The sequence below is a fragment of the Halomonas sp. GFAJ-1 genome (assembly GCF_000236625.2).
In the GTDB taxonomy this organism is placed as follows: domain Bacteria; phylum Pseudomonadota; class Gammaproteobacteria; order Pseudomonadales; family Halomonadaceae; genus Vreelandella.
The window spans coordinates 1-11736 of record NZ_AHBC01000048.1; the positions used below are offsets into that span (position 1 = coordinate 1).

General features: G+C 55.5%; 10 protein-coding genes and 2 tRNA genes. 2 read left to right on the forward strand and 10 right to left on the reverse strand.

What is annotated here, in order from left to right; genetic code table 11:
* Positions 1-190: 190 nt before the first annotated feature.
* Positions 191-553 carry a metalloregulator ArsR/SmtB family transcription factor gene (locus tag MOY_RS13375; RefSeq protein ID WP_009100683.1) on the forward strand — a complete coding sequence of 121 codons (363 nt, stop codon included), beginning with the start codon at positions 191-193 and terminating at the stop codon, positions 551-553.
* Between the two features lie 171 nt (positions 554-724).
* Here MOY_RS13375 and MOY_RS13380 read toward each other — a convergent pair whose 3' ends face one another.
* Positions 725-2809 (reverse strand): carboxy terminal-processing peptidase, encoded by a 2085-nt coding sequence (locus MOY_RS13380; protein WP_009100685.1) that lies wholly within the window; start codon positions 2807-2809, stop codon positions 725-727.
* Positions 2810-2947: 138 nt separating this feature from the next.
* Between MOY_RS13380 and MOY_RS13385 the strand changes: the two genes are divergently transcribed.
* Entirely contained in the window at positions 2948-4252 is a 1305-nt protein-coding gene (locus MOY_RS13385) for a M18 family aminopeptidase (RefSeq protein WP_009100687.1), read from the forward strand.
* Between the two features lie 88 nt (positions 4253-4340).
* On the opposite strand, the gene MOY_RS13390 is transcribed toward MOY_RS13385, so the two are convergent.
* The 9 genes from MOY_RS13390 to MOY_RS13430 form a co-directional block, all read right to left on the reverse strand.
* Positions 4341-4417, reverse strand: a tRNA-Met gene (locus MOY_RS13390).
* A gap of 62 nt (positions 4418-4479) precedes the next feature.
* Complete coding sequence (ychF, locus tag MOY_RS13395) at positions 4480-5571, reverse strand: redox-regulated ATPase YchF (protein WP_009100689.1); 1092 nt, start codon at positions 5569-5571, stop codon at positions 4480-4482.
* A gap of 98 nt (positions 5572-5669) precedes the next feature.
* Positions 5670-6251 (reverse strand): aminoacyl-tRNA hydrolase, encoded by a 582-nt coding sequence (gene pth / locus MOY_RS13400; protein WP_009100691.1) that lies wholly within the window; start codon positions 6249-6251, stop codon positions 5670-5672.
* A 210-nt stretch (positions 6252-6461) separates the two neighbouring features.
* Positions 6462-7097, reverse strand: coding sequence for a 50S ribosomal protein L25/general stress protein Ctc (locus tag MOY_RS13405; RefSeq protein ID WP_009100693.1), 636 nt, complete (start codon positions 7095-7097; stop codon positions 6462-6464).
* Positions 7098-7194: 97 nt separating this feature from the next.
* The gene (locus tag MOY_RS13410; RefSeq protein WP_009100696.1) at positions 7195-8136 is read right to left on the reverse strand and encodes a ribose-phosphate pyrophosphokinase; all 942 of its coding nucleotides are present in this window, start codon (positions 8134-8136) and stop codon (positions 7195-7197) included.
* A gap of 58 nt (positions 8137-8194) precedes the next feature.
* Positions 8195-8269, reverse strand: a tRNA-Gln gene (locus tag MOY_RS13415).
* 31 nt (positions 8270-8300) lie between these two features.
* A complete protein-coding gene (gene ispE / locus MOY_RS13420) occupies positions 8301-9161 on the reverse strand; it encodes a 4-(cytidine 5'-diphospho)-2-C-methyl-D-erythritol kinase (protein ID WP_009100698.1) in 861 nt (286 codons plus the stop codon).
* 24 nt (positions 9162-9185) lie between these two features.
* Positions 9186-9848, reverse strand: a complete 663-nt coding sequence (lolB, locus tag MOY_RS13425; RefSeq protein WP_009100700.1) for a lipoprotein insertase outer membrane protein LolB — start codon at positions 9846-9848, stop codon at positions 9186-9188.
* 78 nt (positions 9849-9926) lie between these two features.
* Entirely contained in the window at positions 9927-11702 is a 1776-nt protein-coding gene (locus tag MOY_RS13430; RefSeq protein ID WP_009100702.1) for a tetratricopeptide repeat protein, read from the reverse strand.
* Positions 11703-11736: the final 34 nt, after the last annotated feature.

Below are 11736 nucleotides of genomic sequence, written 5' to 3' on the forward strand. Positions count from 1 at the left end.
AGCAAGGCATTTTAAAATTAAAGGCGGAAGGGCTGTCCGTCTCTGCCCATCGAGGCCTGTGTAAGACCGGTCACGCACCGGCTGCGGCCTAAGACGTGGGAAGCCTCACCCGTGGTTGCGTAGCGACGTAGGGTGGGGAGCAGTCACTAGCGTAAACTATGTGCATCATTCACTGGTTAGGAAGAGTGTTGTGGGCAAAGTAGCGAGCCTGGAAGCGTTGCAGGTGTTTAAGTGTTTAAGCGATGAGACACGGCTAATGCTGGTATTGCTGATCGCCAAAGAGCAGTCGTTGTGCGTCTGTGAGATGACCTATGCACTGGACGAGTCACAGCCAAAGGTGTCGCGTCATTTGGCTCAGCTGCGTCAATGTGGCTTGCTTAGCGACCAGCGAGAAGGGCAGTGGGTGTATTACCGCTTGGCGTCACAGCTGCCTGTGTGGGCGCAAGCCATTATCCAGGCCGGTAGTGATGGTAGTGCCTTGCGGGTCAGTGAGCTTAGCCAGCGGCTTGCTAAGATGGGTGACCGGCCTGCGCGTCGAGCAGCCCTCTGCTAGTTAAGCGTTTTAGGGAACTTTCGGTCGACACTTTCCTTGTAAACACTCGTGTGGCGTAAGCCAGTGCGCGCATAAAAAATAAGCACACAAAAAACGCCAGCCTGCGATTGAATAAGCGGGCTGGCGTTTTCGTTGGGTAGTGCGCCTGCCTAGCATGTAGGCAGGGTGCGTTTAGCGCTTGGCCATCCGTTGGATAGCTTTCAGGTGAGCGTAGTCGAGTAAAATCTCGGCAGCTTCTAGGGCGTGGGCGCGATCAACGGGCATATCGTCGTTGTTATCGTCCTCGTCTGGGCTGCCTGACTCAGCACCATCACCCCGTGCGTCCATCCACTCTTCCAGTTCAGGTAAGCCCAGGGCGCGGCGGCGTTGGTTCTCAAGAGAGAGTTGCTCGGCCTCCCGGGCTTCCAGCTCGCGCTGGCGCTGTTCGCGGTTCAGGCTCACGCTGGTATGCTGCTCGCGTAGCTGACGGGAAAGCGTAGACTGGTGCTCAAGGTAGCGGAAGTTGGGGTTTTCTTCGGCCCGTACTTCATGCTGGGAAAGCAGCGTGGCGAGCACGTCCTCAGGAGAGCCGTAGCGGCGGTACTGGACATTTTGTACCGTGTCCCAGGCTAGAGCGTTATCCAAGCTGCTTTCACCAATGCGCTCGGGGTCGATCAAGCTGGGGAAGGTGATGTCCGGAACGACACCGCGGTTTTGCGTGCTGTCGCCAGAAATGCGGTAAAACTTAGCGCGGGTCAGCTTGATCTGGCCGTGGCTTAAGTCGTTTAAGGTTTGTACAGTGCCTTTACCAAACGTAGGGGTGCCTACCACGATGCCACGGCCATAGTCTTGAATAGCACCGGCAAAAATTTCAGAGGCAGAGGCGGAAAGACGATTGACCAGAACGGTTAGCGGGCCGTCGTATAGTGTGCCTGCTTCGGTGTCGCCATAGAGCTGAATGCGCCCCTGGGCGTCGCGTACTTGCACCGTGGGACCGCGGTCGATAAACAGGCCAATCAGTGAGTTAGCTTCCTGGAGGGCGCCACCGCCGTTGTTACGCAGGTCGAGTACAATGCCTTCTACGCCTTCCTGCTTGAGTTTCTCAACTTCGCGGGCAACATCTCGCGTGGTGCTGCGGTACTCCTCTTCACCGGCCTGCCAGGCATCAAAATCCACATAGAAAGTGGGGATATTGATAATGCCAATGCGGTGAGGTTTGCCATCTCGATTGACTTCGACAATTTCGCTCTTGGCGGCCTGATCTTCCAGGCTTACCGTGTCACGGGTAATTTCGATAATTTGCGAACGGGTCATATCCACTGCTTGGGCGGGCACAACATCAAGGCGCACAACTGAGCCTTTGGGGCCGCGAATCAGGTCTACGACGTTATCCAGGCGCATGCCCACCACATTGACCATCTCGCCCTCTTTCTGGCCCACTGCAATAATGCGGTCGGCAGGCTCTAGTACGCCGGCGCGATCAGCAGGGCCGCCAGGAACCAGGCTAGATACTTTGACGTATTCGCCGTCGGCTTGCAGCAGTGCGCCAATGCCTTCAAGGGAAAGGCTCATTTGAATATCGAACGACTCTCCTTGGCGGGGCGAGAGGTAGCCTGTGTGAGGATCGATGGTGCTTGCAACAGAAGCCATCAATAAGCCGAATACGTCTTCAGCCTCTGTTTGGCGCAGTCGTGTAAGCTGCCCTTCGTAACGCTGGCGCAGGTTGGCTTCAATTTGCTCATCGTCTTGGTCGGTCAAGGCCAGGGTGAGCGCATCGTTTTTAAGCCGTTTGCGCCACAGCTCATCCAGTTCACTCTCGCGGTTAGCCCAAGGCGCATCTTCGCGGTCTACTTCCAGGCGCTCGTCGCTGTCGAACTCGAAAGAGAGGCCAGCATCAAGGCGCGCTAAAAGCCACTCAAGGCGCGCTACATGGCGATCACTCAGGCGGTTGTAAAGTTCAAATGCGTCGTCTAGGTTACCGTCGAAAAGTACCTCCACCATGCTGGTTTCCAGGTGACGGAAGGGTTCAATATCGCGGCTTAGAAGATATGAACGCTGACCATCTAAAATATCTAGATAGCGCTGGAAAGCTTCCTGAGACCACTGCTCGTCGAAGGTAATATCAGCATAGTGGCCGTAGCGAAGCGAGTCCGCAATTTCTACGGCCGCTTGGCGTTGTTCGTCGGTCGGCGCGAGTTGCGCCAGTGCTGCCGGGCTGGTGATAACCAGCATGACGGCAAATGCGACCGAGCGTGAAAGCGTTGCAAACAAGCTCATCAGTCAAGCTCTCCCGGATTTGTGTAAACTCATTCTTCCCTAGACCCGCAGATAGCCTATGAGTTGCGTAGGCCGAGGGAGCATTGTAGCAGGTCATTTAGCCTGTGAGACTCAATCATTACTGTTATGAGGATTTCCATGTCCGAAGCTTTCAACGCAGAACGTTTAACGCGACTATGTGATTTTCTGCACCAGTCGCCTACGCCATGGCACGCGACGCGTAGTATGGCGCAGCGTTTGGAGCAGGCGGGCTTTCAGCGCTTGGATGAAGCAGCGAATTGGCAGCTTGCACCGGGAAAACGCTACTACGTAACGCGTAACGACTCCTCGGTTATCGCTTTTCAACTGCCTGCAGGCAAGTTAACCAGCCTGCGTATGCTGGGTGCTCATACCGACAGCCCCGGGCTGCACTTAAAACCAAATGCCACGCAGTATGCTGCTGGCTGGCTACAGCTGGGGGTGCAAGTGTATGGCGGCGTGCTGTTAACCCCTTGGTTTGACAGAGATCTGGGCTTGGCGGGGCGCGTTCATGTGCGTCATGCAGATGGGCGGCTGGAAAGTGTGCTCTTAAATGTCGACCGTCCTATCGCGATGATCCCTAGCTTGGCGATACATTTAGATCGCGATGTGAATGCAGGCCGCGCGATTAACCCACAAACGCAAATGTCGCCGGTGTTGATGCAGAGCGACACGGCTAATCTCAGCGACCTGCTGGGGGAGTGGCTGGAGCAGCAGCATGGCTTGCGTGCGGTTGAAGTGGTGGATTTTGAACTGAGTTTTTACGATGTTCAGCCCCCGTCATTGATAGGGTTGCGCCAGGAGCTAGTGGCGAGTGCTCGCTTGGATAATCTGTTGTCGTGCTTTGTAGGGCTAGAGGCGCTGCTTGATTGTGATGCAAGCCAAGGTGCGTTGCTGGTCGCAAATGATCATGAAGAAGTGGGCAGTGCGAGCGCCTGTGGCGCCCAGGGGCCATTTTTAGGGGATGTATTAAAGCGCTTAAATGCCCAAGTGGGGGGCGGTTCAGAGGAGTCGCTGATACAGCTGATTCAAGCGTCTTTGATGATTTCGTGCGACAACGCCCATGCGCTGCACCCTAACTTCCAGGATAAGCACGACGAGCGACACGGCCCGGCAATCAATGGTGGCCCGGTTATCAAAGTAAATAGCAGCCAGCGCTATGCAACGAATAGCGTCACCGGCGCACTGTTCCGCGACGTGTGCCGTAAAGCAGAGGTGCCGGTGCAGTCGTTTGTGACCCGGGCAGACATGGGGTGTGGTAGCACTATTGGGCCAATTACCGCGACAGAAGTGGGGGTGCCGACCATTGATGTGGGGCTACCCCAATGGGCGATGCACTCGATTCGTGAAACAGCGGGTACGAAAGACGTTGAGTACCTAACCCGAGCGTTAACGGCGTTTTTAGACCGTCCTGAGTTGCGCTGAGCTGAGCCTAGCTCTAACGAAAAAGCCCGCTGACATGTCAGCGGGCTTTTCTGTGTCTGTATGTTCGCAGTCTGTATTTGCGAGGGGTTGGTGGCTACGCCCTGATTTGAACAGGGGACCCCATCATTATGAGTGATGTGCTCTAACCAGCTGAGCTACGTAGCCATTCAACGGGGGCGAATGATACTCACTGTATTGCCGCCCGTCAAGAACTTCTGTGGTTACTTCTAGACATTAAAGCGGAAGTGGATAACGTCGCCATCTTTAACAATGTACTCTTTGCCTTCCAGACGCCATTTGCCGGCATCTTTGGCGCCTTGCTCGCCACCAAGAGTAACGTAGTCGTCATAGGCGATCACTTCGGCTCGAATAAAGCCTTTCTGGAAGTCGGTGTGAATCACGCCTGCTGCTTCTGGTGCGCTGGCACCTTGCTTCACTGTCCAGGCGCGAACTTCTTTTACTCCGGCAGTAAAGTAAGTTTGCAGGCCAAGCAGAGCGTAGCCGGCACGAATTACGCGATCCAGCCCCGGCTCTTCCATGCCCATTTCGGCCAAAAACATGCTGCGCTCTTCGTCCTCAAGCTCGGCAATTTCTGCCTCAAGCTGGTTACACACCGGCACCACTACGGCGCCTTCTTCGGCGGCGATCTCTTTGACGATGTCCAGGTAAGGATTGTCTTCAAAGCCATCTTCATTGACGTTAGCAATGTACATGGTGGGTTTAAGCGTCAAGAAACCAAAGCTCTTCACCTGGTGCTTTTCATCGTCGGTTAGCTCAAAGCTACGCAACGGCTGCCCTTCTGCGAGGTGGGGCTGGATTTTATCGAGTATCGCTTTGGTGGCGGTGGCGTCTTTATCGCCGCCCTTAACCGAGCGAAGCAGGCGCTGGCTGGCCTTTTCGACGGTATCTAAGTCGGCAAGCGCTAGCTCAATATTAATGGTTTCGATATCTGCCCGAGGGTCTACCTGGTTGGCGACGTGGATAACGTTATCGTTATCAAAGCAGCGCACCACGTGGGCGATCGCCTGAGTTTCGCGGATGTTAGCCAGGAACTTGTTGCCTAAGCCTTCACCTTTGGAGGCGCCAGCCACTAAGCCAGCAATATCCACAAACTCCATTGTGGTTGGCAGGATTTTCTGTGGTTTAACGATCGCCGCCAGTTTGTCCAGGCGTGGATCAGGCATCGGCACGATACCCACGTTGGGTTCGATGGTGCAGAACGGGAAATTTTCCGCATCAATGCCGGATTTTGTCAGCGCATTGAAAAGCGTGGATTTACCTACATTAGGTAGGCCGACGATGCCGCAGTTAAAGCCCATAAATAACTTCCTGGCCGCTAGGGCAGCGCCATTTACGAGGCGCGTGCCGTAATTGAAAAAAGAGAGTGCTAAAAGCGCGTACTGTTAAGCGTTTGCCCTTATTTTACGCTATGTAGGCGGTTCATGGCTTTGGCCCATTCGCCTTTTAACACAAAAGGTAGGGTGGCTTGGCACTCACCCAGGGCGTGCTCAATGGCTTCCTGGTCTGCTTTGCCTGGGCGCCCAAGCACATAGTTAGTGACTTGGCGCGCTTCGCCGGGGTGGCCGATACCCACGCGAACCCGGTGAAATGTACTTTGATTGCCGAGTGCGCTAATGATGTCTCGCAGGCCGTTGTGCCCGCCGTGCCCGCCGCCGGTTTTGTAACGTGCTTGCCCTGGCGGCAGGTCTAATTCGTCGTGAGCGACCAGCAGGTTCTCAGGGGTCAGTTTAAAAAACTGAGTGAGGGCCGCGACAGCAGCACCGCTACGATTCATAAAAGTGGAGGGGTTGAGTAGGTGCACGTCTTGGTCGCCAATACGTGCTTTGGCATAGAGGCCTAAGAATTTTTTCTCAGGGCGAAGCTCCGTATGGGCGCTGCGTGCAATGGCGTCTACTAGCCAAAAACCAGCGTTGTGGCGCGTGGCATCATACTCTGCGCCGGGGTTGCCCAGCCCGATAATGGCCGTTACCTGGCTCATTTTCCCACCTCCAAAAACGTCTGGGAGAAATTTTGACATCGTGTCAGCGGCAGCTCTAAAAGCAGCTGCCACGGCTGGCAGGCCGCAAAAAAAATCAAGCGCCTAAGCGCTTGATTTTAACATCCTTGGGCCATAAGGGCAGCCCAAGCTCAACGCTGCTTGGTGGGTCGCTAAGTAGCACCCAGCAAAGCAGCGTTAATTAACCAGAGCTTACTCAGCGCTGGACTCTTCTTCGCCTTCGCTTTCTTCGTCATCGCCGCCACGTACTTTCACTTTGGTGATGCTCAGAACAGCGTTGTCGTGCTCTTCACCGTGGGACAGGTCGACAGACGTCACACCGGCCGGCAGGGTCAGGTCAGACAGGTGCAGAGTAGTACCGAGTTCAACTTTGCTGATGTCAACTTCCAGGAAGTCCGGAAGGTCTTTCGGCAAGCAGCTGATAGCAACTTCGTTAGCCAGGACGTGTAGTTCGCCGCCTTGGTCTTTGATGCCTACACACTTCTCTTCGTTCACCACGTGCAGCGGCACGTTGATGGTGATTTCGTGAGTGGCGTCAACACGCATGAAGTCAGCGTGGGTCAGAAGCGGTTTGAAGGGGTGACGCTGCAGGTCACGTACAACCACTTGCTCTTCGGTACCATCAACAACCAGTTTGATTACTGAGGAGAAGAAGGACTCATCTTCAATGGCTTTGTAGAAAGCAGTTTTTTCTACAGAGATTGATTGAGCGCCTTTCTCGCCGCCGTATACAACGGCCGGTACGAGTTGGTTCGCACGACGCAGGCGGCGGCTCGCACCTTTCCCCAGGTCGTTACGAACGCTGGCTTTCAGGATAAAATCAGACATGGAATTGCCTCTTAGTTTAAGTAAGGAAGCGCCGCCGACCGCGACCAGGCGACGACGCTTCCAGGGCCCCCGAGGTGGGGGCTATGTTGCCAGGCGATTAATGGAACATCGCGCTGACAGATTCTTCGTTGCTCACCCGGCGAATCGCTTCCGCAATCAGGCCAGCAACGCTCAACTGACGAATTTTTCCACTCCGACGTGCGTAGTCAGAGAGTGGAATAGTGTCGGTCACGACGACTTCGTCCAGTACAGAGTTGGTAATATTGTCGACCGCAGGGCCAGACAAAATCGGGTGCGTCGCATAGGCCACAACGCGCGCAGCGCCATGGTCTTTTAACGCTTCACCCGCTTTGCACAGCGTGCCAGCGGTATCGATCATGTCATCAACGACCACGCAGGTGCGGCCTTCGATTTCACCGATGATATGCATGACCTGGGCTTGGTTAGCCTGTGGACGACGCTTATCAATAATGGCCAAGTCAGCGTTTAGCTGTTTGGCAATGGCGCGGGCACGCACAACGCCGCCAACATCGGGGGAAACAACAACGAGATCGCTGTAGTTTTGGCGCTCGATGTCGTCAAGCAAAATAGGCGAGCCGTAGACGTTATCAACCGGCACATCGAAGAAACCTTGGATTTGGTCAGCATGCAGGTCCATGGTCATAACGCGATCAACGCCCCCCTTCACCATCATATCAGCAACGACTTTTGCTGAGATGGGAACGCGGGCGGAGCGTACACGACGATCCTGGCGAGCATAGCCAAAGTAGGGAACTACCGCGGTAATACGAGCGGCTGAGGCGCGACGCAGGGCATCGACCATCAGAATCAGTTCCATCAGGTTGTCATTCGTAGGTGCACAGGTGGATTGAAGGATGAATACATCCTTACCGCGCACGTTCTCATTGATCTCGACCGCGATTTCGCCGTCGCTAAATTGACCAACCGTGGCATTGCCCATACGGCTGTCCAAGCTCTCGGCAATCTTTTGAGCGAGTTCGGGATTGGCATTCCCGGTGAAAACCATCAATTTTGACACGCGCAGCCACCTTTGCAGTGTTGGGGATCAGGGGAGAAAACGCAGATCATAATCAGGTTGGCTGGGGTACCAGGATTCGAACCTGGGAATGCCGATACCAAAAACCGGTGCCTTACCACTTGGCGATACCCCAGCAATAAACCTAATGCGATGACCGGGCGCTTTCAGCAGCCCAGAGCATCTTGTAGGGGAGAGGTGTTGAGCCCGCGTGCTACCCATGCGTGCCAGTGTTGCCCGGTCAGCTCAGCGACGACAGCTTGTGCGGCTTGCTGTGAATCAAAGGCCGCAAACAAGCAGGCGCCGGTACCGGTCAGCTGGCTAGGTGCATACTGTGTGAGCCAATCAAGCGCTTCCGCAATGGGCGGGTAGCGTTTTTTGACGATGGCTTCACAGTCGTTACGCCACTCCGGCGCTCCCCCCTGCAATGCGCGCGCCATAGTAATGGGGTGGCTGTCGCGTGTCAATTCTGGGTCTTGGAAGACCGCACCGGTAGCGACGCTGACATGGGGGTGGATGACCACAAACCAGGGAGTGTCCAGGGTGACGGTGGTTAGTTTTTCACCCACACCTTCTGCCCACGCGCTGTGGCCATGAATAAAAACCGGAACATCGGCACCCAGGGTAAGCCCGAGCGTGGCTAGCTCAGTGTTGGTGAGGCCAAGCTGCCATAAGTGGTTAAGTCCCAGGAGTACGGTTGCCGCATTTGAGCTGCCGCCGCCTAAGCCGCCGCCCATGGGCAGGCGCTTATCAATGGTCATGGTGGCACCGTAGTGGGTGCCGCTTGCCTTTTGAAGCAGCCGTGCCGCGCGGACGATTAGGTTGTCATCGTGGGCAACGCCCATCACATGGTTAGCCATTTCAATCTTACTGTCTTGACGCGGGGTGAAGTGTAGCTGGTCGCACAGATCAATAAACTGAAAAATGGTTTGCAGCTCGTGGTAGCCGTCTTGTCGACGGCCCACAATGTGCAGCATCCGGTTAAGCTTCCCTGGTGCGGGAAGCGTTAAAGAGGTTGAGGCAGGCATTCAAGGTCTCAATCAATTCATCAATTAACTATTTGTAGGGCGCCACTGGTTGACCACCAAGGTAATGCGCACATCCCCATAGTTCATGACCAATCGGCGGGGTAGCCACATGCCTTCTACTTGCTCCCAGTCGCGGTAATCAATTTCCCAGCCATCTTGCTGGAGGAAGTTGGGGTAGCCAAGCTCATCGGTTTCCATTTGGTAGCTGGCGTGGTCGCCGGGTAGGCCACGTACCCAGTCGGGCATGGCGCTTACCGGCAGCGACCAGCCTAACTGCTCTTCCATTAAGGCTTCGGGTGTCTCTGCCTCAAAGCGGCCGTCGCTGGTGGTAAGTGAAAAACGTCCTTCGCGACCTTCCAGTACGCTTCGGCCGCCGCCAAATGGCCCGCTAATCAGCATGCGGAAATAGTGGGGGTGCTGATTCCAGTCTAAATTAGCGCTGGTGCTTTCGTCGGGGGTTCTTAGTCCCGCTTTGCCTGCCATTGTCCAAGTGTCGAAGGCTTCAACGTCGGCCTGCTGACGTTCCCACTGACCTGCTTGACGGCCGCTCTCGTCAACCGGTGCCTGGCTGGCACAGCCAGCAAGTGCCAGCAGGGCAATGCTGGTTACCCACAGGCGAGCGCTACGTTTTGCCTTAAAAAGATAGGGTGTGGGTAAGCGTGAAGCGGCGGGGCGTGGGGTCAACATAAACAAACTCCATGTCAGTACTGCGTAATATAGGGGCAGTTAATAGGTGCGGTGAGTCACTGCAATTAAAGACAAGCGTTAGGGCGTATCTGTTGGCGTTAGTTCAGGATGACGCTCCAGTAGCTCATCGATTTGTGGGTGCTGAGTAGTGCGCTGGCGTATTTGCCTAATGATACGGCGCGCCTCATCGCTGCGCCCGAGCGCATGCAGAACTTCGGCGAGGTGTGCGGCGATCTCTTGATCGGGCATTTGAGTATAGGCACTTTCTAGCCAGGCAAGCGCATCTTCAGGTTGGCCAAGCCGAAAGTAGACCCAGCCCATGCTATCGAGTATTGCAGGGTTTTCCGGGTCAACTTCGTAGGCGCGCTCTATGAGTTCGCGAGCTTCTTCCAGGCGTCCTGGTACGTTGAGGTCCGCGAGGGTGTAGCCCAGCGCATTAAGCGCCATTGCGTCATTGGGCTCAGTGCGCAAAATCTGGCGCAAATCCTGTTCCATAGCGTCAACGTCGCCCAGCTCCCAAAAGCGCATTGCCCGTAAATAGAGCAGCGTGGTGTCGTCGGGGGTGCGGGTGAGTTCCCGGTTTAGCAATGTGGTGGCATCTTCTTGCAAACCTAGCTCGTCTAATAGCTGTACTTCAAGCATGACTAGGTCGCCGAAATAGTCATCGTGACGCATCCTTTCAATGCGCAGAAGGGCGCGTGCGTCTAGCAAACGGTCGTCTTCAATCAACATACGCGCCGCGGTCGCACGGGCGGGCAGAAACTCATCGCCATCGTGTACCTGGCGGTAGTAAAGCAGGGCATCATCAACCTCACCCTGGGATTGGGCAATGGCGCCGAGCAGGTAGTAGGCAATGTTGGGAACGGTGTCTTGGCCAATTAGCGGCTGGAGTAGCCGGTAAGCAGGTTCGCTGTGACCCTCTTCCAGATACAGCTGAGCCAGCGCAATGCGCAGATCCTGATTGCCGCCGTGGTTTTCCAGCAGAGTATTAGTTTGTACTTCGGCAGCGGCAATGTTGTTTAGGCGAATTTCCGCCTGAGCCAGCATTAGCACAAAGCGGACATCATCAGGTGCGAGTTCAAGCCCCGCTTGGGCCGCTCGCTGCGCTGTTTGGTGATTGCCGGTTTCCAAGGCAAGGCGTGCCTTGGCAAGCCATAGCTGGGCAGAGGTGGGTTCTCGCTGGGCAACTTGGTCAAGGCGCTGCTGTGCTTGATGTGTATCGCCAAGGGCAGCTTCCATAAGAGCGGTGCCGAGTAATACATCGCTATGAAACTCAAGCTGGTCAGCGTTGGGTTGGGCAAGGTGCGCACGTAGTGGCTGAATAAGCAGATTTAGAGGAGCTTCTTCGGCTACCGCTATTTCAGCAAAGGCGGCTATTTCGCCATTGCCACCTGCTTGGGTAATCGCCAGGCGCTGTTCTAGGCTGTCGTACCAATCGCCGCGCTGTAAAGAGAGCGCCGAGAGCAGGCGATTAGGGGCTTCTGCGTTTGGGGCTAGCTCACGCCAGCGCAGGGCAGATGCCTCAGTTAACGCGATATCGTTGCCAAACCGGGCAGCAAAGGTGGCGCGTTCAGCAAGTGCCGGTACGCTATAGCGTTGAGCAGCTTCCAAATAGCCTTGGCTAGCGGAGCGGTAATCACCCCGTTGGCCTGCAAGCTCAGCTGTCAGCAACGTACGAAGCCCGGCCGCATCAAGGCCGCGGGTAATCGGCGGCGCCGACTGCATGGGGTCGCTTGTATGGGTAGGTAAGCCGCCCTCGGTGAAAGAGGCTGAAGATTGGCAGCCGCTCATTAAGAATAGCGTGGTGGCCAATGGCAGTAGGGATAAACCCGATAGTGGTGCGCGAAGGGGCATGCGTCTCTCGATCAAGTGGCCGAGTGCTCAGCAT

What these genes read in the sequence shown, in the direction of transcription:
- ispE (WP_009100698.1), bottom strand. Translation starts at nt 9,161, where the DNA reads ATGCCTGCCTCAACCTCTTTAACGCTTCCCGCACCAGGGAAGCTTAAC.
- lolB (WP_009100700.1), bottom strand. Translation starts at nt 9,848, where the DNA reads ATGTTGACCCCACGCCCCGCCGCTTCACGCTTACCCACACCCTATCTT.
- MOY_RS13385 (WP_009100687.1), top strand. Translation starts at nt 2,948, where the DNA reads ATGTCCGAAGCTTTCAACGCAGAACGTTTAACGCGACTATGTGATTTT.
- pth (WP_009100691.1), bottom strand. Translation starts at nt 6,251, where the DNA reads ATGAGCCAGGTAACGGCCATTATCGGGCTGGGCAACCCCGGCGCAGAG.
- MOY_RS13380 (WP_009100685.1), bottom strand. Translation starts at nt 2,809, where the DNA reads ATGAGCTTGTTTGCAACGCTTTCACGCTCGGTCGCATTTGCCGTCATG.
- MOY_RS13430 (WP_009100702.1), bottom strand. Translation starts at nt 11,702, where the DNA reads ATGCCCCTTCGCGCACCACTATCGGGTTTATCCCTACTGCCATTGGCC.
- ychF (WP_009100689.1), bottom strand. Translation starts at nt 5,571, where the DNA reads ATGGGCTTTAACTGCGGCATCGTCGGCCTACCTAATGTAGGTAAATCC.
- MOY_RS13405 (WP_009100693.1), bottom strand. Translation starts at nt 7,097, where the DNA reads ATGTCTGATTTTATCCTGAAAGCCAGCGTTCGTAACGACCTGGGGAAA.